Annotated in this window: 20 protein-coding genes and 1 pseudogene; 13 read left to right on the plus strand and 8 right to left on the minus strand. The window is 61.0% G+C overall.

Annotation, left to right across the window (positions count from 1 at the left end):
* The first annotated feature begins 241 nt into the window (after positions 1–241).
* From folE to D6877_RS12210, 5 genes are all read left to right on the plus strand, one after another.
* Entirely contained in the window at positions 242–799 is a 558-nt protein-coding gene (gene folE, locus D6877_RS12190; protein ID WP_016774771.1) for a GTP cyclohydrolase I FolE, read from the plus strand.
* Between the two features lie 45 nt (positions 800–844).
* Positions 845–1,387 (plus strand): DUF3833 domain-containing protein, encoded by a 543-nt coding sequence (locus D6877_RS12195; RefSeq protein ID WP_130910942.1) that lies wholly within the window; start codon positions 845–847, stop codon positions 1,385–1,387.
* A complete protein-coding gene (locus D6877_RS12200) occupies positions 1,384–2,094 on the plus strand; it encodes an SDR family oxidoreductase (protein WP_130910943.1) in 711 nt (236 codons plus the stop codon). The genes D6877_RS12195 and D6877_RS12200 overlap by 4 nt, the downstream gene beginning before the upstream one ends.
* 14 nt (positions 2,095–2,108) lie before the next feature.
* Entirely contained in the window at positions 2,109–2,414 is a 306-nt protein-coding gene (locus D6877_RS12205; protein ID WP_016774774.1) for a DUF6482 family protein, read from the plus strand.
* A gap of 126 nt (positions 2,415–2,540) precedes the next feature.
* Positions 2,541–3,344: a DUF1206 domain-containing protein gene (locus tag D6877_RS12210; RefSeq protein WP_016774775.1), complete on the plus strand. Its 804-nt coding sequence runs from the start codon at positions 2,541–2,543 to the stop codon at positions 3,342–3,344.
* A gap of 42 nt (positions 3,345–3,386) precedes the next feature.
* Here D6877_RS12210 and D6877_RS12215 read toward each other — a convergent pair whose 3' ends face one another.
* Positions 3,387–4,688, minus strand: coding sequence for an Nramp family divalent metal transporter (locus D6877_RS12215; RefSeq protein ID WP_024013001.1), 1,302 nt, complete (start codon positions 4,686–4,688; stop codon positions 3,387–3,389).
* Positions 4,689–4,953: 265 nt separating this feature from the next.
* Between D6877_RS12215 and D6877_RS12220 the strand changes: the two genes are divergently transcribed.
* Together D6877_RS12220 and D6877_RS12225 are read left to right on the plus strand one after the other, a co-directional pair.
* Entirely contained in the window at positions 4,954–6,087 is a 1,134-nt protein-coding gene (locus D6877_RS12220) for a lactonase family protein (RefSeq protein ID WP_130910944.1), read from the plus strand.
* Positions 6,088–6,205: 118 nt separating this feature from the next.
* The gene (locus D6877_RS12225; RefSeq protein WP_130910945.1) at positions 6,206–7,447 is read left to right on the plus strand and encodes an MFS transporter; all 1,242 of its coding nucleotides are present in this window, start codon (positions 6,206–6,208) and stop codon (positions 7,445–7,447) included.
* Position 7,448: 1 nt separating this feature from the next.
* Here D6877_RS12225 and D6877_RS12230 read toward each other — a convergent pair whose 3' ends face one another.
* Positions 7,449–7,676, minus strand: coding sequence for a DUF2790 domain-containing protein (locus tag D6877_RS12230; RefSeq protein ID WP_130910946.1), 228 nt, complete (start codon positions 7,674–7,676; stop codon positions 7,449–7,451).
* Positions 7,677–7,706: 30 nt separating this feature from the next.
* Entirely contained in the window at positions 7,707–8,282 is a 576-nt protein-coding gene (rclC, locus tag D6877_RS12235) for a reactive chlorine resistance membrane protein RclC (RefSeq protein WP_095180050.1), read from the minus strand.
* Between the two features lie 126 nt (positions 8,283–8,408).
* Between rclC and D6877_RS12240 the strand changes: the two genes are divergently transcribed.
* Positions 8,409–9,314: an AraC family transcriptional regulator gene (locus tag D6877_RS12240; RefSeq protein WP_130910947.1), complete on the plus strand. Its 906-nt coding sequence runs from the start codon at positions 8,409–8,411 to the stop codon at positions 9,312–9,314.
* Between the two features lie 155 nt (positions 9,315–9,469).
* Complete coding sequence (locus tag D6877_RS12245; RefSeq protein WP_130910948.1) at positions 9,470–10,246, plus strand: alpha/beta hydrolase; 777 nt, start codon at positions 9,470–9,472, stop codon at positions 10,244–10,246.
* A gap of 27 nt (positions 10,247–10,273) precedes the next feature.
* Here D6877_RS12245 and D6877_RS12250 read toward each other — a convergent pair whose 3' ends face one another.
* From D6877_RS12250 to D6877_RS12260, 3 genes and pseudogenes are all read right to left on the minus strand, one after another.
* Entirely contained in the window at positions 10,274–11,194 is a 921-nt protein-coding gene (locus D6877_RS12250) for a LysR family transcriptional regulator (RefSeq protein WP_041480329.1), read from the minus strand.
* Between the two features lie 44 nt (positions 11,195–11,238).
* Positions 11,239–11,325: pseudogene (locus tag D6877_RS29885) on the minus strand (metal ABC transporter ATP-binding protein); the annotation flags it as partial.
* Positions 11,326–11,347: 22 nt separating this feature from the next.
* Positions 11,348–11,977 (minus strand): glutathione S-transferase, encoded by a 630-nt coding sequence (locus tag D6877_RS12260; RefSeq protein WP_130910949.1) that lies wholly within the window; start codon positions 11,975–11,977, stop codon positions 11,348–11,350.
* A gap of 285 nt (positions 11,978–12,262) precedes the next feature.
* On the opposite strand from D6877_RS12260, the gene D6877_RS12265 reads away from it, so the two are divergent.
* The gene (locus D6877_RS12265; RefSeq protein WP_130910950.1) at positions 12,263–14,314 is read left to right on the plus strand and encodes a pyridoxamine 5'-phosphate oxidase family protein; all 2,052 of its coding nucleotides are present in this window, start codon (positions 12,263–12,265) and stop codon (positions 14,312–14,314) included.
* 18 nt (positions 14,315–14,332) lie between these two features.
* Complete coding sequence (locus tag D6877_RS12270) at positions 14,333–14,545, plus strand: hypothetical protein (protein WP_130910951.1); 213 nt, start codon at positions 14,333–14,335, stop codon at positions 14,543–14,545.
* Here D6877_RS12270 and gabP read toward each other — a convergent pair.
* Together gabP and D6877_RS12280 are read right to left on the minus strand one after the other, a co-directional pair.
* Positions 14,542–15,948, minus strand: a complete 1,407-nt coding sequence (gene gabP / locus D6877_RS12275) for a GABA permease (RefSeq protein WP_130910952.1) — start codon at positions 15,946–15,948, stop codon at positions 14,542–14,544. The two genes, D6877_RS12270 and gabP, sit on opposite strands and share 4 nt — an antisense overlap.
* Before the next feature lie 235 nt (positions 15,949–16,183).
* The gene (locus D6877_RS12280) at positions 16,184–18,310 is read right to left on the minus strand and encodes a TonB-dependent siderophore receptor (protein ID WP_130910953.1); all 2,127 of its coding nucleotides are present in this window, start codon (positions 18,308–18,310) and stop codon (positions 16,184–16,186) included.
* A 266-nt stretch (positions 18,311–18,576) separates the two neighbouring features.
* Here D6877_RS12280 and paoC point away from each other — a divergent pair, with 266 nt between their 5' ends.
* Together paoC and D6877_RS12290 are read left to right on the plus strand one after the other, a co-directional pair.
* A complete protein-coding gene (gene paoC / locus D6877_RS12285) occupies positions 18,577–20,787 on the plus strand; it encodes an aldehyde oxidoreductase molybdenum-binding subunit PaoC (protein WP_130910954.1) in 2,211 nt (736 codons plus the stop codon).
* 25 nt (positions 20,788–20,812) lie between these two features.
* On the plus strand, positions 20,813–21,145 hold the full coding sequence (locus D6877_RS12290; protein WP_130910955.1) for a hypothetical protein: 333 nt from the start codon (positions 20,813–20,815) through the stop codon (positions 21,143–21,145).
* The last annotated feature ends 336 nt before the right edge of the window (positions 21,146–21,481 follow it).

The following is a 21,481-nucleotide window of genomic DNA, read 5'->3' on the forward strand; positions in this document are numbered from 1 at the left end:
CCATCCGCCACCGGCAGCTATCAGCTGAGACGCCCGTACATCTGGCCCAAGCAAGCCACTCACCAAACCTGGCCCCATGTTTTTCCTGCCTGCAATCCCAAACCCGCACAAAAAAACCACCGATGCGTTGTCAGTTGATCCTTTTCAGCCTATCTTCAATAAAACCTATACAGCCAACCTGTATGCGTACAACCTTTTCACCCGACTGTGTCCTTAACCCGCACCGCCACGAGTAACCCGAATGAGCCCACTACTAGCCAGCCATTACCGTGAAATCCTCGTTGGCGTCGGTGAAAACCCGGAACGCGAGGGGTTGCTGGATACGCCCCAGCGCGCCGCCAAGGCGATGCAATACCTGTGCAACGGTTACGCGATGAGCCTGGAAGACGTCACCAACGGTGCGCTGTTCGAGTCGCAGAGCGATGAGATGGTGATCGTCAGCGACATCGAGCTCTATTCGCTGTGTGAGCACCATATGCTGCCGTTTATCGGCAAGGCGCATGTGGCGTATATCCCCACTGGCCGGGTGCTGGGGCTTTCGAAGGTGGCGCGGGTGGTCGACATGTTCGCGCGGCGCCTGCAGATCCAGGAAAACCTTACTCGGCAGATTGCTCAGGCGATCCAGCAGATCACCGATGCTGCCGGTGTCGCGGTGGTTATTGAAGCCAGGCACATGTGCATGATGATGCGCGGCGTCGAGAAGCAGAATTCGATCATGACCTCCTCGGTCATGCTCGGTGCCTTTCGCGACAGCTCGACGACGCGGCAGGAATTTCTCCAGCTGATCGGCCGGCGCTAGGCCTATACACAGCCTGTTAACTGTACAAGCTCAAGGAGTAGGAAGATGACCCGATTTCTGCTGCTGTTAGGACTGGCGCTCAGCATTGCAAGTTGCGGCAGTGTCGATGTTGCTCGTTATGCGGATCAGCAACCGGCTTTGAATCTGGAGCAGTTTTTCAGTCAGCCCGTCAAAGCCTGGGGGATGTTTCAGAAGCGCAACGGCGAAGTGGTCAAGCGTTTCGAGGTCGATATCGCCAGCCGTCGTGAAGGTGAAAACCTGATCCTCGACGAGCGCTTCCGTTACAGCGACGGCACCCGTGAACGCCGAGTCTGGACCCTCACTCCCGGGGGCAATGGTCAGTGGAGCGGTCGCGCGCATGATGTGGTCGGAGTTGCTCAGGGCCAGATCGCAGGCAACACCTTCCACTGGCGTTATCGCCTGAATCTGCCGGTCGACGACTCGACTTACGAGATGAGCATGGACGACTGGATGTATCTGGTCGAAGAAGACACGCTGATCAACCGCACCCGCATGTCCAAGTGGGGTTTCGAAGTCGGTCAGGTGACGGTGTTCTTCCGGCGCCAGAACGCTGGAGCGAACCCATGAGCAGTGGGTTGACCCTGGCCTCGTTCGGCGACGGTTATCGCGCCTTGGTGATCGGTGCCAGTGGCGCCCTCGGCACGGCGTTTTGCCAACATTTGAACCAGGATCCACGCTGCGCCAGCGTCCGTGCGCTGGGACGCAAAACTGTGCCGAAGCTCGACCTCGAGCAGCCCGAAACGATCGCCAGCGCCGCCGCCGAACTGGCAGCCGAAGCGCCTTATCACCTGATCATTCACGCGGCCGGCCTCCTCCATCGCGACCAGATCAAGCCGGAAAAAAGCTACAGCGCAATCGAAGCCGAGTCGCTGCAGGCCGTGTTTCAAGTCAACACGCTGGGGCCGGCATTGCTGCTGCGCGACTTTCTGCCATTGCTTGCGCCTCAAGGCGCGATGGCGATGCTGTCGGCGAAAGTCGGCAGCATCGGCGACAACCGTTTGGGCGGCTGGTACGCCTATCGCGCCTCCAAGGCTGCGCTGAACATGCTGATCAAGACCGCCGCCATCGAGCTTTCGCGCACTCGGCCGCAGAGTCGCTTGCTCAGCCTGCACCCGGGCACGGTGGTGTCGCCGTTGTCGCAACCTTTTCGCGGAGCCTCGAGCGCCCGCCCGGCAGACATTGCCGCTGCGCAATTACTGAGTCTGATTGACACGCTGACGCCGGCCGATAGCGGCCATTTCTTCGCCTACGATGGAGAACGCCTGCCCTGGTAGGCAAGGAGTGAAGCATGAATCTGCAAACCCTCACCGAACGTGCGGCCAACAGTGAAGTTCGCGAACTGGAGCTGCTGTCACTAGAAGGTGGTTTTTATCTGGCGAGGATTCGCGTGGATCAAGGCCAGTTCACCTTGCTCGATGACGCGGCCAAGCCAATGCACCTGCGTTCGATCACCCACCTGCGCGACTTGCTGCAGACCGTGCCGGCGTTTCCCTGCGTACTGGTGCAACAATGCGTGCACGACGAAATGTGCGGCCGGGATTCAGGGCCGGTCGAAGAGCTGCGCATTCCATTTTCGCTGACCACGCCTTTATGAGGCTCAAGCGCGGCGAGCACTGAATGGCAGGCTGATAAGGCGCGCGTCGCCCAAGGGCGACGCATTTATCGAACCCCTGCCCCGTCCACGGGTCTGCTTCACATCGATTCCCTGGAAGTAAACCCCATGTCCACTCAACACACACTTGTCCTGCTTGCCCGAGGCGGATACGCCGCGCGCGGTGTTCTGTATCTGATTATCGGTATCTTCGCGCTGCTGGCGGCGCACGACTCCACCAAACCGAAAGACAGCCACAAGAGCCTTGAAGCATTGCTCAGCCAGCCCTTCGGCTATGTGCTGATCGGTGTTGTGGTCGCCGGCCTGCTGGCCTTCGCCGCCTGGCGTGCACTGCAAGCGATCCGCGATGTCGACCACCACGGCAGCGAGTTCAAAGGCCTGGTCATTCGCGCAGGTTTGCTCGCTGGCGGTCTGGTCAATGCGGCGCTGGCCTTCTTTGCCCTGGGCCTGTTGGTGAGTGGCCTCAGGAGTTCGGGCGGTTCCGGCGATGGCAAGACCAAGGATCTGCTCGCGCAGCTGCTGTCATTCGAGCATTCCAACCTGTTGATCTACCTGATCGCGCTGATCCCGCTGGGTGTCGGTATCGCCCACATCATCAAAGGCTGGAAGGCCACGTTCGAGAAATACTTCGAAGCGGATGACGAAGTGATGCGTTACGTGCGCCCGGTGTCGCGCTTTGGCCTGATCGCCCGAGGCGTGGTGTTTATCGAGATTGCGGTGTTGATGGCGGTCAGCGGCTCGGTTTACCAAGCGACCAATCCACCCGGCATGAAGGAAGCGCTGGATGCTTTGCAGAATCTGCCGGCAGGTGGGGTGCTGTTGATGCTGATGGCGTTGGGGCTGATCGCGTTTTCGGTGTACAGCTTTTCCGAAGCAGCCTGGCGCCGGATCGAAATGGATGTGCCGCTGTAAGCGGCTATTCGAGGGGGCGTTTGCCCCCTCGACTGCTTCCCATCAAGTAAACAGATCAACGCCCAACTGGAACGCTACCCATAGCGCCAGACCCGTAGCAAACATCAGCGCGATGTTTTCAAACAGGTTGTTGCGGTATTGCTTGTCCAGCAGCGATTTCTGGTTGGACATGATCAGCAGGCCCAGGGAAATCACCGGCAAACCAATGATGTTCAATGCGCTGACACCAATGGTCAGGGTGACGAAATCCGGCATGCCCGGCATCGACCAGATCAGCGGCGTGACGAGGATGAACAGCATGAACCACTTGTGCATCGGGTCATGATGGAACTCTTTGCCGTACTTCTCGCGACGCTCAGGACGAACATGCTGGAAGGCATCGGTGATCAGCATCGGGAACGCCGTGGTCTTGCCTGAAATACTGGCAAACAGGGTCGCGAACACGCCGATGAAGAACACATACCAGCCGATCGGGCCGAAGAAGATTTCCAGCGCCTTGCCCAGATCGCCCAAGGTTTTCACCTCGATGCCGTTGGGCCGCAGGATTTCCGCACCGACGATCCAGATCGCCAGGTTGATGATGATCCCGACGAACACCGCAAACAGCAGATCGTTACGTTGAATGCGCTTGTGCTGCGGCCCGGTCCAGCCTTTCTGGCGCATGACATAGGGGTGCACGAAGTTGGCGATCGAGCCGGCAACCGCACCGATCACTGAAACCGCCACCAGCAACGCGCCATGCACGCCTTCGTCCGGCGGAATGCTGAAGCCGATGGTGCCTTTGATGATGCCGCTGACATCCGGACCGGACATCACCGCCAAGGCGATGAACGCCAGGGTCATGATCGCCAGCAGCAGCTTCATCACGCCTTCGATCATCGTGTAGATGTTGCGCCCGACCAGCATCCACACCGCCAGCACCACCGCCACCGAGCACAGCAATGGCTGATCGATCTTGAACAGCATCGCCAGCGACTCCCCTGCCCCCTTGATCATGTAGGCGTTCATCAAGTGCCCCATCAACAACGCATAAACCAGCATGAACCAGGCAAACACCGGGTTGAGCTGGGCGTAGCCCTGAAGAATGGTCATGCCTTGGTTATTACACAGCTGGAACCGGGCAATGATGTTGACGATCAGGTATCTCAACAGCAAAGAGACCGCCAGCACCCACATCATCGCGTAGCCGTAGTTCGCACCGGCCACTGAAGACGTGATGAGATCGCCCGCACCGAGCCACGACAGCACGGCGATAATGCCGGGGCCGAGCAGTTTCAGCGTACGCAGGAACAGGTTTTGCGGTTTCGCAGCGGCCTGATGATCGAGTGGAGCCATGCTCGTCATAGGGGTATCTCCGTTATTGTTTTTGTGAGAGTTGTTGCACTGCGCACATTAGGTAGGATGTCGTACAACAACGCTAACGGGAGAGTATGTAAAAATGTGTCAAACCTCAATCACGACCACCCTCTCCGATCATTTCCGCTGATCAAAATCATCTAGAACAGGCATGTCAAATAAGCGTAGCGACGTTACAGGCCACCGAAATAGCCATTGATGCCCCAGCCAATCACTCATAGGATGACTGATCACAACAACAATAAGGCTGGAAATGATGAAAAAATCCCTCTTGATCGCTGCGCTCGCCTCCACGTTGAGCGTGACGGCCAACGCCGCTACTTACGCTTACATCTCAAGCCCCGGCGACGGTCTGATCTCGCAATATCGCCTTGATCAGAACAACGGCGCACTCACCCTCGTTGAGCAGATCCAGGCCGGCGACCAGGTCAATCCCATGGCCCTCACCCCGGACGGCAAAGTGCTGTTTGCAGCGTTGCGGGTCAAGCCTTTCCAGGTGCTGGGCTATCGGATCGACTCCAAAAGCGGTCATCTGACAAAGTTTACCCAAGCGCCCCTGGCAGAGAGCATGGCCTACCTGTCGACCGATCGAAAAGGTCGCTACCTGCTCGCGGCGTCCTACGGCGCCGATGCGCTCAGCGTTCAAAAGATCGGCGAGGATCATCAACCTTCCGCCAACATCCTGCGTTATCCGACCGGCCTGCACGCGCATTCGATTCGCACCGAGCCGAGCAATCGCTTTGCCTACGCCGGCAACCTGGGCACCGACAAGGTGCTGCAATATCGCCTGGATGCCAAGACTGGCGAGCTCAGCCCGATCGGCAGCGGCTCGGTCAGCGTTCCGGAGAAAACCGGTCCCCGGCACCTGGCGTTCTCGCCCAACGGCAAATTCCTTTACGTCGTTGGCGAGATGAGCGGCACTGTGACTGCGTTCTCAATCGACGAAACCAGCGGCGCGTTGACCCGAATCGCTGAAGCCAATGGCATTCCCGAGCGATTGGAGCTGGCCCACGGCGAAGTTCGGGATGCGCGCAACAACGATTTGAAAGACGACCCGACCCCGCGCATATGGGCTGCCGACCTGCGCATGTCGCCGGATGGAAAGCTGCTGCTGATGAGTGAGCGCACCAGCAGCAGCGTCTCGGCATTTGCCGTGGATGCGGCAACGGGAGGACTGACGTTTCTCGACAACTACCCGGTGCAAGAACAGCAACCACGCAATATCGCCTTCTCCCCCGATGGCCGCTGGCTGCTGGTGACGGGCGAGAAAAGCGCCAAGGTCGGTACGTACGCGGTGAACAAGGATGGCGCGCTGAAGCGTGTCGGTGAAGCGGCCTCCGGCAAAGGCGCGTTATGGATCGAAGTACTGCAAACGCCTGATGCATGAATATCTGCGGAGCAGCAACTGCTCCGCCGTCCTGCAACTAATCCCCCGCCGCTTCGGTCATTAGGTTTGCCGAGGTTGATACATTTACGCAGACCTCACTTCCAAGAGACTGCCCCCCGTGATCAGCCATCTCGATCGCCGCAACAACCGCTCGCTGGACAGTCTGAATTTCTTCCTCGCCGATGTCCGCGACGGCCTCGGGCCGTACCTCGCCATCTACTTGCTCGCCGTGCACCACTGGGACCCGGCCAGCATCGGCGTGGTCATGACTCTCGCCGGTATCGCCGCGCTGGTCACGCAGACGCCCGCTGGTGCGCTGGTTGACAGCAGCCGGGCGAAACGGGCGCTGGTCATGATCGCCGCGCTGCTGGTCACGGTGAGTTGTCTGCTGCTGCCGTTCATTTCGTCATTCAGTCTGGTGGCGTTGACTCAAGCCTTGAGCGCGGCGGCAGCGTCAATTTTCGCCCCGGCGATTTCCGCGATCACCCTGGGCATCACCGGCCCGCGAGCATTCACCCGGCGTACCGGTCGCAACGAGACGTTCAACCATGCCGGCAACGCGTGCGCGGCGTTATTGGCGGGTTTGTTTGCCTATCTGTTCGGTCCGGTGGCGGTGTTTTATCTGATGGCGGTGATGGCGCTGGCCAGTGTGATTGCCGTTCTGTTCGTCTCGGCCGAGGCGATTGATCATGACGTCGCGCGCGGCTTGCAGCCGGGTGACCAAAGTCATCAGCCATCCGGGTTCAAGGTACTGCTGAGCAATCGCCCGTTACTGATGTTTGCCCTGTGCTGCGCGCTGTTCCACTTGGCCAACGCGGCGATGCTGCCGCTGGTGAGTCAGAAACTCGCCCAAGCCAATTTGCACATGGCCACGCCCCTGACGTCGGCGTGCATCGTCGCCGCCCAACTGGTGATGGTGCCGATGGCGCTGCTGGCCGGTGCGAAAGCCGATGTCTGGGGACGCAAACCGTTATTGCTGGCGGGTTTTCTGATCCTGCCGCTGCGTGGCTTGCTCTACACCTTCTCGGATGATCCGTACTGGCTGGTCGCCGTGCAGCTGCTCGACGGCGTTGGCGCTGGGCTGTTCGGCGCGCTGTTCCCGGTGATGGTCAAGGATCTGACCCTCGGCTCCGGGCATTTCAATGTCAGCCTCGGCGCGCTGACCACAGCGTTTGGTCTGGGCGCGGCGCTGAGCAATGGGCTGGCCGGATTTGTCGTCGAGGCCGCCGGTTACAGCGCAGCGTTCCTGACTCTTGCCGGAGTTGCGGCGGCGGCGTTTCTGCTGCTGTTGATCGGTGTTCCGGAAACGCTGCAGCGGACTGAGCAATTCGAGTCCGCTGCAGTTATGGGCCAAACCTGAGCTAATCGCCACCGCAGCCATCGCCGAGCACGTTGTACGTGGCGACATGCCGCTGGCCGTGGCTGTCTTCATAGACGACCTCCACCGGAACAATTCCGCAGGCGGCGCTGGTGTCGGTGATGCTGATGGTCTTGGCGATATCCAGTGGCACGCCGGTCTGCGCAGGTTCGGAGGCGGCGAACACGTTGCCGGCGAGGATGGCCAGGGTCAAAGCAATAAACGTTTTCATGGTGTGATCTCTCTATAAAGGATGAGGAATTCAGGCCTGACGTTCAGTCAGCAATTGGCGCGCGGAATCGGCCATGACCGGCAGCGCTCCGGCGAGCATCAGGACGTCTTTGAGCACCAGGCGTCCGGCGCCGGACAGATAGGGAAAGCCATGCTGACCATCGCCCAGCGCAGCGACCCAGGCTTCAGGCGTGGTGACCAGAAAGCTCAGGGTCACCAGCGGCGTAGCGAACGCCAGCGCGCCACCGAGCAGGCCGGTGCGGCGGGAAAGCGGGTTGGACAGGACCAGTAGACCGATGAGGATTTCCACCACGCCAAGCCCGGTGGAAAAGCCGTAGGTGTTGTTCGCGGTCTGCCAGGCGCGCTTGTCGGCGTTCAGCTCGCCCTCATGGGTCAGGTGCGCCTTGTAGTCCTGCGGGTGTTCGTAGAAGAACGACATCACCGGGCTGTTGGCGACGAAGGGCGTGATGCTGTCGGCTTCGTACGGGACGAATTTCAGCGCGCCGATCCACAGGAAGACGATGGCGATGGCCACGCGCATCAGCGGGATACCGAGGCGATCGAGTTTGCCGAGCTGTTGTAGTCCGGCGTTGATTGAGGTGAACATGCGACTTCTCCAGATCAATGAAAGTGGAGTCAGTCTGCGGTGCTACCGAATCGCGCTTTTGTCGGTCATGCTCAACGTCTTGCTCAATCGTCTCAACTTTGCGGATTTCCATCGTGATGGGTGCCAATGAACTCGCTCGATAAACTCATCAGCCTGGCCAACGTGCGCGGCAGCCTCGATCTGCGTTGCCAGTTCCAAGGCGACTGGGCACGCGATCATCAACAGGAAGCCTTGGGCAAGGCGCCCTATCACATCGTGCTCAAAGGTGAATGCCGGGTTGAACTGGCCAGCGGACAACGCCTGGCGATGCGCGCCGGCGATATTCTGCTGTTGCCACGGGGGACGCCGCACGTGCTGCACAGTACCGGCAAAAACGTAGCGGCGATGTCGCCAACGCTGGTTCCCGGCGGGGTGTTGCCGATCTATCGGCTGGGCGGCGCGAGCGCCGATCTGGACATGCTCTGCGGTGGCTTTCATTACAACCGCGCGTCGATGCTGTTCGCCGCCCTCCCCGATTACCTGTTGATTGCCAACGACGGCTTGCCGGTGGATGCGCCGCTGACCGGCCTGATTGCGCTGTTGCGCAGCGAAGCCGACAGCGAACAGCCGGGCGCGCGGTTCCTCCTCGATTCACTGTCCCAAGCCTTGTTCACCTTGATTCTGCGTGCGCACCTGGCCCGTGCGGAGCAGGACAAGAGCACCCTGGCGCTGCTCGGCGACCAGCGCCTCGGCCGCACCTGTCAGGCGATACTGGCCGACCCGGCGCACGAGTGGACCATCGAAGCCATGGCCGACACCGCGAACATGTCTCGTGCAACGTTCATGCGCACCTTCGCCCGGGTCGCTGGCGTGTCGCCGTGGGTGCTGCTGACCCAGTTGCGCATGGAGCTGGCGTTCAGTCTGCTCAGCCATTCGCATCTGGGCCTGAATGACATTGCCGTGCAGGTCGGCTATCAGTCGCAAGCTGCCTTCAGCAAGAAATTCAAGGAAACCTACGGCGAGGCCCCGGGCAAGATCCGCCGCGCGATCTGAGCGGATGGGTCGCTTTGTATCAGCGTGTAGCATTTGCCGACACAGATACACACGCATGCGAAGTTCAGCCTTGCGCACACAGAACTGACACATTTAGCGCGCTAAATACCCCTGTCGCTTCCATTCCTACCTTAACCAATCGACAGGACATCACCATGAACAAAGTCTTCGCTACCCTCGCCCTCACCGCTGCCATGTTCGGCGCCACCGCTGCGTTCGCCGCACCGGTTAAACCTACCGTGGTGCTGGTGCACGGTGCCTTTGCCGATTCGAGCAGCTGGAACGGCGTGGTCAAGATTCTCGAGAAGGATGGCTACCCGGTGATCGCCGCGGCCAACCCGCTGCGCTCGGTCAAGGGTGATGCGCAATCGGTGGCGGATGTGCTGGCCAGCGTGAAAACTCCGGTGGTGTTGGTCGGGCACTCGTACGGTGGCCCGGTGATCAGCGAAGCCGCTTACGGCAATTCCAATGTCAAAGCGCTGGTGTACGTCGCCGCGTTCGCCCCGGAAAAGGGCGAAACCGCAGCCGAATTGTCCGGCCGTTTCCCTGGCAGCACCCTTGGCCCGACCCTGTCGGCCCCGGTTGAGCTGGCCGATGGTGGCAAGGATTTGTACATCCAGCAGGACAAATTCCATGAGCAGTTCGCTGCCGATGTTTCCCTGGCAGATGCGAAGCTGATGGCCGCCACACAACGCCCGGTGACCGTCGCCGCGCTCAACGAAGCCGCCACCGAGCCTGCATGGAAAACCGTGCCGTCGTACTTCGTCTACGGTGACCAGGACAAGAACATCCCGGCGCAAGCCCTGGCGTTCATGGCCGAGCGCGCGCACTCCAAGCAGACCGTCGTGGTCAAAGGCGCTTCGCACGTGGTGATGGTGTCCAACCCGAAAGCCGTCGCCAGCCTGATCGAAACCGCTGCGGCCGCGAAGTGATCCGTCGCTGAATTGAAACTTGAAGCCTTAGCCGTGAACTCTGTTCACGGCTTTCAGCGCTGGATGATGTTGTAGACGTTCGCTGAGAAAATCCACAAACGTGCGCACCTTCGCCGGTACGCGCGGATGTTTCAGATAGACCAGTTGCACCGGTAACGCCGGCGGCTCAAAGGCCTCCAGCACCAATTCCAGTTCACCGGCCGCAACCTGGCTGGCGACTTGATAAGACAGCACGCGGGTAATGCCCCAACCGGAGCTGGCGATGTTGATTGCCGCCTGATTCGCCGTGACCACCAGACGCGGTTCGAAGCGAAAGCTCAACGGCCCGTCGGCATGGGCGAATTGCCAATCGCTGAGCAAATGACTGGCAGACGACATGACGATATTGGCGCGGCTCAACTCGTTCGGATGTTGCGGTCGGCCATAGCGGGCGAAGTAATCGGGGGTGCCGCAGATCACTTGGCGGACCTCGCCGACCTTGATTGCATGCTGATTGTTTTCGTGCAGATGGCCGATGCGTACGGCGACATCGATACCCTCTTCCGCCATGTTCACCACGCGATCGACCAGCAAGGCCTTCAGATGCACCGAAGGAAACGCGTCGACGTATTGCGCCAGCAACGGCGCGATGAACAGCTCGCCAAACAGCACCGACGCGGTCACGCTCAAATGCCCGCACGGCACCCGATAACTGCCGGCGGCGGCCTCTTCGGCTTCGTCGACGTCGCACAGAATTCTTCGGCAATCGTCCAGATAACGATGCCCGGCTTCGGTCAGGTGCAGGCTGCGCGTGGTGCGCGATAACAGGCGCGTGCCGATGCGTTGTTCCAGCGCGGCAATGGCACGGGTGACGCTGGGTGGCGACGTGTTCAAACGCCGCGCCGCCGCCGCAAAGCCACCCTCCTCGGCCACGGCCAGGAACATGCGCATTTCCTGAAAACGATCCATAGACGAGAACCTGTAAAAAACCTCGAAAACACAGTGAAATCATGTGGGAGCGAGCCTGCTCGCGAAAGCGGTGTGTCATTCAACTCTGATGTTGACTGACAGAAAGCCTTCGCGAGCAGGCTCGCTCCCACAGGGGATGTGCATCGTTGTGAGTCAAGCTGTTTGCAGGCCTACCGCTGTGCGCTGCATGCCGACGAATTTCGGCAGCGCCTCGACCCGCCCGAGCCACGCCCGCACATTCGGATATTCATCCAGCGAGACATTGCCCTCCGGTGCGTGGGCGACGTAAGTGTAGGCGGCCACATCGGCAACGGTTGCTTTGTCGCCGGCGAGGAATGCGCTGTTGCCCAACTCGTCTTCCATCACTTGCAATAAAGCGTGGGAACGCTTGATCGCATCAGCCGCGTCGTAACCCGCGCCGAACACCGTGATCAAGCGCGCTGTGGCCGGGCCGGAGCTGATCTGCCCGGCTGCCACCGATAACCAGCGTTGCACCTTGGCTTGCTCGACCGGATCGCTCGGCAGCCACTGGCCGTTGCCGTATTTGCTCGCCAGATAAACCAGAATGCCGTTGGAATCAGCGAGCACCGTGCCGTTGTCGTCAATCACCGGCACTTGGCCGAAACGGTTGAGAGCAAGAAATTCAGGGGTTTTGTGTGCGCCCTTCATCAGGTCGACGAACACCAGTTCGGTCGGAACATTCAGCAGGGAAAGCATCAACTCGACGCGATGCGAGTGGCCGGACAACGGATGGCGGTACAGTTTGACGGCTGACTGGGACATGACGTGCTCCTGGATTATTTGAGGTCGACCCGCTGATCGTGTCGATGGGGCTCATCCTGCTCCCCTGCCGCAAATCGCGGAATCCTCAGCCAATACAATCGAGCATTTCAGCCAGTGAAATAATCCCCCGCCTCCTTAGGCGCGCGTAGGGATCATTTCACCGAGTGAAACAGTGGATTGCAGTTTCTGGCCATTCCCTCGCAACCGGCCGGGGGCGAACATGAGCCCACTTGAGCTTCAGCCCCAGGCGGCTCACCGGCCCGTTTGTACCCGAGGAGAATCGAAATGGACACAGCGTCGAAACCGCAGCCCTCGCCCTGGCATGAAGGTGAGCTGACCCTGCAACGTGCCGTCGGCGCGGTGGAGATGATGGTCGGTGTCGGCCAGCGGCAACTGGCCCGCGACTGGATGCCGGACCAGCACCGCGAGTTCTATGCGCAACTGCCCTTCGTCGTGCTCGGCGCCGTTGATGGCCAGGGCGATCCGTGGGCGACGCTGCGCACCGGTCAACCTGGGTTCATGGATTCGCCGTCGCCGCAGGTGCTGAAGATCAAACTCGACGCCCAGCCCAATGACCCGGCCAATCAAGGCCTGCAGCCCGGCGACGCGATCGGCATGCTCGGCATCGAGCTGCACACCCGTCGGCGCAATCGCATGAACGGCAATATCAGCCGCCGCAAGGACGACAGCCTCGAGATCAGCGTGACCCAGGCTTACGGCAACTGCCCGCGCTATATCAACCTGCGCCATTACGCCTTCGTCGATGAGACCACCGACAACGCGCTCGACTTGCCGGTCAGCGAACCCTTGGTGCGCGACATGATCACCGCCGCTGACTCGTTCTACGTGGCCACTTACGTGGTGCGCGACGGCGAGCGCCAGGTCGATGTGTCCCATCGCGGTGGCAAATCCGGCTTCGTGCATATGGACGAAGACGGCACCCTGACCATCCCGGATTTCTCCGGCAATCTGTTCTTCAACACCTTGGGCAACATCCTGCTCAACCCGCGCGCCGGGCTGACCTTTATCGATTTCGAAAGCGGCGATCTGTTGCAGATGACCGGCAGCGCAGAAGTGCTGCTCGACGATCCGCAAATCGCCGCGTTCCAGGGCGCCGAGCGCCTGTGGCGCTTCAAGCCGCAGCGCATCGTTTACCGTCAGGCCGCGCTGCCACTGCGCTGGGCCGAGCAGCCGGAAGGCGATTCACCCAATTCGCAAATGACCGGCAGCTGGGAACAGACCCGCGAGCGTTTGCAGGCCGAGGCGCTGCGCAATCAATGGCGCGCGCTGCACGTCACGCGGGTGGTCGATGAGAGTCCGCAGATCCGCTCCTTTTACCTGCAAGCCAACGATGGCTTTGGCCTGCCGCGCTTCGAACCGGGCCAGCACTTGCCGATCAAGGTTTTGCTCGACGGTCAGGACGCCGCGTCGATCCGCACCTACAGCGTGTCCAGCGCACCGTCGGACGAGTTTCTGCGCATCAGCGTCAAACGCGACGGCTCGGTGTCTTCGCATCTGCATGATCGGGTCCAGGCACTGGACTTGATCGAAGCCCGCGCGCCGCAAGGCGATTTCACCGTCGACGCCACCGAACGCCGGCCACTGGTGCTGTTGGCCGCAGGGGTTGGGGTGACGCCGTTGCTGTCGATGCTGCGCGAGGTGGTCTACCAGGGCAAACGCATCAGCCGCATGCGCCCGACCTGGGTGGTGCAAAGCAGTCGCACCGTCGAGGATCTGGCCTTTCGCGAAGAAATCGACGCCTTGGCTGCGCGCGCGGGTGACAAGGTCAAGGTGCTGCGCGTGGTCAGCCAGCCGCCGCTGGACGCAACAGCGCAGGGTTACGATCACGCCGGGCGCATCGACATCGCCTTGCTGAAAGGCCTGCTGCCGCTGGATGACTACGATTTCTACCTGTGCGGCCCGGGCAGCTTCACTCAGGCGCTGTACGACGGCTTGCGCAAAATGCGTATTCCCGATGATCGCATCCACGCCGAAACCTTCGGCCCGTCGACGCTGATCCGCGATGTCGAAATCAGCACCCCGGCGCCGCCGCAAGTGCCGGTCGCGGAAGAACCGGTCAAGGTGTTGTTCGCCACGTCCGGCAAGGAAGCACGCTGGGAACCGGGCAGCGGCACCTTGCTGGAACTGGCGGAGGCACGTGGTCTGAATCCGGAATTCAGCTGCCGCGGCGGTTCGTGCGGCACTTGCAAAACCCGCCTGAGCAGCGGCCAGGTGCATTACCTCACCCCGCCGGCCATGCGCCTGGCGGACGACGAAGTGCTGATCTGCTGCGCCGCCCCGGCGCAGGGCAGCGACACCTTGGTGCTGGACGTTTGAACTTTGAGGAGGTGTGCCATGAATTCGTTTGCCGAAACCACCGTTGTTTGGCCGCAGGAGAAAACCGGACTGTCAGCCAGCGAGTGCGAGCGCAGCTTCTTGCTGCCGCAATTGATGGGCTCGCTCGCTGGTGAAGCCTGCGCGATGACTGGCTCACTCAATCAACGCGAGGATCTGCCCACGAGCCCGAACGGCTGGTTTTTCCGTGGGCTCAAGGCGCTGTGTGCTTAGGCTTTGCTCGCAGCCGCCACTCTGCCCGCCGGCCGATGCTGGCGGCTGGTGGCCAATCCGATGAACGAGATCAACAGCGCCAGGCCAATCGTCGAGCTCACTTCCATGCGATGTTCAGGGGTGATCATCATCACTGCCAACGCCGCGCAGATGAAAGCGATGACCAGCCAGGTGAGCCACGGAAACAGCCACATGCGCAAGGTCATTTCGACCTTTTCCCGTTCCAGCCGACGGCGCATGCGCAACTGCGAAATGGCGATCACCAGATACACCAGCAAGGCGATTGCGCCGGAGCTGGCGAGCAGGAACTGGAACAACCCGGCCGGCATGAAGTAGCTGAGCAACGTTACGCCTGCGCCGATCACCGTGCTGGCAATGACCGCCGCGCGTGGCACGCCGGCCGCCGAAGTCACCTTCAATGCCGGCGGCGCATCGCCGCGTCGGCCCAGCGAATAGAGCATGCGCGAGGAAATGTAGATCGACGAGTTCATGCAACTGGCCACCGCGATCAACACCACAACGTCGACGAGAAATTTGGCGTTGGGGATGTTCATCAGTTCCAGTGCGCGCTGGTAGGAACCGACCGAGGCAAGTTGCGGGTCGTTCCATGGCACCACGGAAATCACCACGAAGATCGACAGCAGATAGAAAATGCCGATGCGCCAGATCACCGAGCGCGTGGCCTTGGCGATGTTCTGCGCCGGATTGTTCGATTCCGCAGCGGCAATGGTCACCGCTTCGGTGCCGATGAAACTGAACATGATGGTGATGAACGCGCCGACCACTGCCGACATGCCGTTGGGCGCAAAGCCGCCGTGCTCGGCCATCAGCGTGCTCAAGCCACTGGCTTCGCGCTCGGGAATCCAGCCCATCAGCACCGCAAAACCCAGGCCGATGAAACCGATGATCGCGATGACCTTGGCCATGGCGAACCAGAATTCGAACTCGCCGTATTTCGACACGCTGAACAGGTTGGTAATCACCAGCAGGACGATCGACAGCAAGGCGAACAACCACGCATCGACCTGGGGAAACCACTGATTGAGCACATGCCCGGCGGCCAGTGCTTCGATCGGAATCACCAGCACCCAGAACCACCAGTAGAGCCAGCCGATAGTGAACCCGGCCCAGCGGCCGATGGCTTGATCGGCATAGGTGGAAAACGAGCCGGTGTCGGGATGCGCCACGGCCATTTCGCCGAGCATGCGCATCACCAGCACGACCAGCAGACCGGAGAACAGATAAGCGAGCAGCACCGCAGGTCCTGCGGCGGCGATAGCGTGGCCTGAGCCAACGAAAAGTCCTGCGCCGATGATGCCGGCAATGGAGAGCATGGTGACGTGACGCGGTTTGAAACCTTGCGCCAACTGACCGTTGGAGTCCTTGGGGTTCAGGCTAGTCATGGGTTCTTATTGTTCTCATGATCGACGTTTGGGCCACTGACTGAGCGTCAGGCGATCATCATTTCCAGTGTCGGCATCAGGCGAAAGCTGCGACGCAGACGCTTTGCCGACGAAATGATGCTTCACCTTACGTGGCCCGACCGCCGCGCAACTAGCCTGAGTGCGGCATGCCGATGTCTGATTTCGACATGCCACTCTCAGGCCAGCATGGGTCGGCGGCAACCGCTGCGGAGATTTACAGCGTGTAGGAAATCCCCACCTGCACGGTTCGCGGCGCGCCCGGGTAGGCGTAGACGTTGCCGAAGGCGCCTTCTTCGTAGTCGCGATCGAAGATGTTTTTCACATCGAGATTGAGCCGCACCTTGTCGTTGATCTTGTAGAAGCTCAGCAGGTCGACCACGGTGTAACTGCCCATGGAAAACGCGGTGTTGGACGTCTGCCCGGCGCGCTCGTCGACGTATTTCAGGCCGGTGCCAAGGCCAAGGCCTTTGAGCGTGCCGTCCTGGAACTCGTACATGTTAAGCAGGCTGAAGCTGTTCTTCGGGATGTTCAGCAGGCGCGTGCCGGAGCGCAGCGTGTTGTCCTTGGTCACCTCGGCGTCAACGTAAGCGTAACCGCCGACCACTCGCCACTCGGGGGTGAGATTGCCGGTGACATTGACGTCGAAACCACGGCTGCGTACTTCACCGGCGGCGACGCTGAAGGTCGAATCCACAGGATCGGTGGTCAGCACGTTGCGTTTTTCGATCTGGTAGATCGCTGCGTCGACGCTCAACTGCTGATCCAGCGCTTCCCACTTCACGCCCATCTCGTAGGACTTGCCTTTTTCCGGAGCGAAGCCGCCGCCTTCGCGGCTGGCGCCGGTGTTGGGCTTGAACGAGCGCGCGGTGTTGGCGTACACCGCCAGGGTTTCGGTCAAATCGTAGGTCACGCCGATACGCGGGGTGACCGCGTTGTCGCTGGCCTGCCAGCTCTTCCCGCCGGGCACGTAGGTTTCGTAATCGTGCTCGAAGCGCTCGAAACGTGCGCCGGCCAGCACTTTCAGTTTGTCGGTCAGGGCGACCTGATCCTGCACGAACGCGGCGTAGGTCTTGAGGTTCTCTTTATCGTGGGTCGGTGTGCGGGTCAGCGCCGGGCGTGGCTGGCCGTAAACCGGATTGAAGATGTCGATCGGGTAGGCACTGACCGCGCCGCTGGAGCGCTGGATGATCGACTTGTAGTCGTAATCTTCGTACTCGATGCCGGTGAGCAAGGTGTGCTGCAGACCGCCAGTGTCGAAATGCCCGGTGAGGTTGAGCTGGGTGTCCTTGTCGGTCCATTCCAGCTTGCGGTAGTTGAAGTTGCGCCCCAGCGTGCGGCCGTCAGCGGCAATGCCGTTGGCCTCGATCGCATTGCCCTTGAGCGAGCCGTCGAGCCACTGGAAACCGCCGCCCAGGGTCCAGTCGTCGTTGAGCATGTGCTCGAAACGCAGTTGCGCCATGTTGTTGTCGTTGTGCAGCTTGCCGACGTCCTTCTCGCCAAAGAAGGTATCGCGCGAGGCAGTGCCGATCTGCGCCGGGTAGCGGGTCACGCCACGATCGAGCGGCGCGTTGTTGCGCATGAAATCGCCTTCGAAAATCAGCTTGGTCGCGTCGGTGGCCTGCCAGGTCAGCACCGGCGTGATGCCGTAGCGCTCGGTCTCGACATGATCGCGGAAGGTGTCGCCGTCCTCGCCCACCACATTCAAGCGATAGGCCAGACGCCCTTCTTCATCGAGTGGCCCGGAAGCGTCGAGGGTGCCGCGCTTCATGCCTTGATCGTTCAACTGGCTGCCCAGAGTGACGGTGCGCTCGGGCAATGGCTGTTTCGACACCACGTTGAAGGTACCGCCGGGATCGCCACGGCCATAGAGCATGGTCGCCGGACCGCGCAGCACTTCCAGACGCTCGATGGTGTTGGCGTCAGGCATGTTCGGGTAGCCACGGTTGATCGGGAAACCGTTGCGGTAGAACTCACCGGTGGTAAAACCGCGCACGGTGAAAGTGGTCAGGCCCTGCCCCCCGAAGTTGTTCGCCCGACCGACGCCACCGGCGTAATCCAGCGCATCCTGCAAACGCGTCGCGCCGAGGTCTTCGACGGCATCCTTGGTCACCACGCTGATTGACTGCGGGGTTTCATGAATCGAAGTGTCGGTGCGCGTGGCGCTGGCCGAACGCGTCGCGCGATAGCCCTGCACCGGGCCGTCTGCCCTTTCGTAATCCGCTGTGCCGACCACGTCGGTGGCTTCAAGCTCAAGGGCTGAAGAAGTCGGTTCGGCTGACTCAGCCCACGAGGAAGAAGACAACGCCTGCAGCACACAAATGGAAAGCAGAGTTCGACGCATGAGGTGAAAACCTTTACGAATAGGCCAGAACGAAGGGCAAAACCGCCAATGAAAACGCGGCGCATGGTATACGGTCGCATTAGTAATTGAAACGTATTCTTATTTGTCATGTTGATCAGGATTGGTGAGCGGGATTCATCACTCCATCCTGAAACCGCGCATTATCAGCAGCGCGTCGATGGCCTAGGCTCGTAGAGATCCGACGTCAATCGATGGCTGCGCCGCGCTACGTGGGCGCCGCCAGCCTGTCTGAAAGGAGTTCGCAGATGAAATTCGACACCCCGGCCGGCGCCAATCCGATCGACCAGCTGAACGTCATCGGCCAACCTGCCGACCGCATCGACGGCAAGCTGAAAACCACCGGCACCGCTCCCTACGCCTACGAGCAAAACGCAGCGGTGCCGGACGCCGCCTATGGCTATATCGTCGGCGCCGGGATCGGCAAAGGGCGCATTGCTTCGATCGATTCGACGCAAGCGCGGGAGGCGTCCGGGGTAATCGCCATCGTCACTTACGAAAACGCCGGGGCATTGGCCAAAGGCGAGTTTTACGTAGCCAGGGCCTTGGCCGGGCCGCAGGTCGATCACTATCACCAGGCCGTGGCGATTGTCGTCGCGGACACCTTTGAACAGGCCCGCGCGGCCGCCGGCTTGCTCGACATCCGCTACCTGGCCGAGCCAGGTTCCTTCGATCTTGCGGCGGCGAAAGACTCCGCAACCCCACCGCCACCGGCCGGCTTCGGCCCGCCGCCGCAGACCAGCGTCGGTGATTTCGAAGGCGCCTTCAACGCTGCGCCCGTGCAAATCGATCAGCACTACAGCACGCCTGACCAGGCCCACGCGATGATGGAACCGCACGCAACCATTGCCCGCTGGAGCGGCACGCAGTTGACCTTGTGGACATCGATCCAACAGATCAACTGGGGCGTGCGCGATCTGGCGAAAACCCTCGGCATCGCCAAGGAAGATGTGCGCCTGATCTCGCCGTATATCGGCGGTGGTTTCGGCGGCAAGGGCACGATTCTTTGCGACGCAGTGTTGGCATCCCTGGCCGCTCGACATGCCGGGCGACCGGTGAAAGTCGCGCTGCCGCGGCCGCTGATGTTCAACAACCTGACCCATCGTCCGGCGACGCTTCAGCGCCTGCGCATCGGTGCCAACCGTGACGGCGTGATCACGGCGATCGGCCACGAGAGCTGGTCGGGCAATCTGCGCGGCGGACGCGCCGAAGCGGCTACCGCGTCAACCCGATTGCTTTACGCCGGTGCCAATCGCATGACCCGTTTGAATCTCGCCGTGCTCGATCTCGCCGAGGGTTCGGCGATGCGCGCGCCGGGCGAGGCACCGGGGATGATGGCGCTGGAAATCGCCATGGATGAACTGGCCGAAAAGCTGCAGATGGATCCGCTGCAGTTGCGCATCCTCAACGATTCGCAGGTCGATCCGGAGCAACCGTCGCGGCCGTTCTCCAAACGGCAGTTGGTGGAATGCCTGAACACTGGGGCCGAACGCTTTGGCTGGCGTCAGCGCAACCCTCAACCCGCTCAGCGTCGTGAGGGCGGTTGGCTGATCGGCATCGGGCTGGCCTCGGCGATTCGCGGCGCACCGACGACCGCTTCGGCGGCGCGGGTGCGACTCGATCGTCAAGGCGTCATCACCGTGGAAACCGACATGACCGACATCGGCACCGGCAGTTACACCATCATCGCCCAGACCGCTGCCGAAATGATGGGCGTGCCGCTGGACCGTGTCGTGGTGCACTTGGGCGATTCGCGGTTTCCGGAATCGTCGGGCTCCGGCGGCCAGTGGGGCGCCGCCTCCTCCACTGCCGGGGTGTATGCCGCGTGCCTGAAACTGCGTGAAGCCGCCGCTCACGCCGTCGGGATTGACCCGCAGCAAGCGGAGTTTGTCGACGGGCAAATTCGCGCAGGCTCGCAGCAGGTTGCCTTGGCTCAGGCCGCAGCCAATGGCGAGCTGACGGGCGAGGACCGCATGGAATACGGCGACCTTGCCCAGCGCTTCGCCCAGCAGACCTTCGGCGCGCATTTCGCCGAGGTCGCGGTCAATGCGGCGACCGGCGAAATTCGCCTGCGTCGGCAACTGGCCGTGTGCGCCGCCGGGCGCATCCTCAACCCGAAAACTGCGCGCAGCCAGATCATCGGCGGCATGACCATGGGCGCCGGCGCGGCATTAATGGAAGAGCTGGCGGTGGATCATCGAATCGGCTTTTTCGTCAATCACGATCTGGCCGGATACGAGGTGCCGGTGCACGCCGACATTCCCCATCAGGAAGTAGTATTTCTCGATGAAGTCGACCCGTATGCCACCCCGCTGAAGGCCAAAGGCGTCGGTGAGCTGGGTATCAGCGGCGCGGCGGCGGCCATCGCCAACGCGATCTATAACGCCTGTGGCGTACGGGTGCGCGATTATCCGATTACGCTGGATAAACTCATCGGCGAGTTGTCCTACCCGGTCTGAGACCGGATCACGCAGGATATCGCCCATGTACCCCACCACCCCCGATGGCCGCTATTTTGTGGTCAAGCAACAACTATGGCGTTGCAGCAATCCATCACTGCCAGCCGCCGAGCGTGAGGAATTTGTAGCCGAACTCATGTCAGCGCGGCGTGCGGTCAAAGAGGCGAAACGAGCGGAGGATGCACAGGCGTTGAAGTCAGCGAGAGCTCGCGTCAACGACGCCAAAGTCGCGCTGGGTGAGCGCGGGCCGGTGTGGTGGGATGACGGCAGCCCGGATTACAACCGCTTCAAGGTGAGCAACACACCGTATGCGCAGTGGTTTGCCCAACTGCCTGAAGAGGAAAAATCCCCTGACTGAATGTTGAGTGGCCTGCTGATCTCCAATCCCACCAATCAACACAGATCTCCTGTGGGAGCGAGCCTGCTCGCGAATGCATTGGGTCAGGCAATGAAGATGTTGAATGTGCCGCCGCCATCGCGAGCAGGCTCGCTCCCACATCGGGTTTTGTGTGTTGCCGGGTTTTTGCATTCGCCGCGAAAACCTGTGGGAGCGAGCTTGCTCGCGAATGCATTGGGTCAGGCAATGAAGATGTTGAATGTGCAGCCCTCTTCGCGAGCAAGCTCGCTCCCACACTGGATTTTGCATGTCGCCGGGATTTGGCACACGCCGCGAAAACCTGTGGGAGCGAGCCTG

The sequence above is a fragment of the Pseudomonas sp. Sample_9 genome, from assembly GCF_004307535.1.
Classification (GTDB): domain Bacteria; phylum Pseudomonadota; class Gammaproteobacteria; order Pseudomonadales; family Pseudomonadaceae; genus Aquipseudomonas; species Aquipseudomonas mercuritolerans.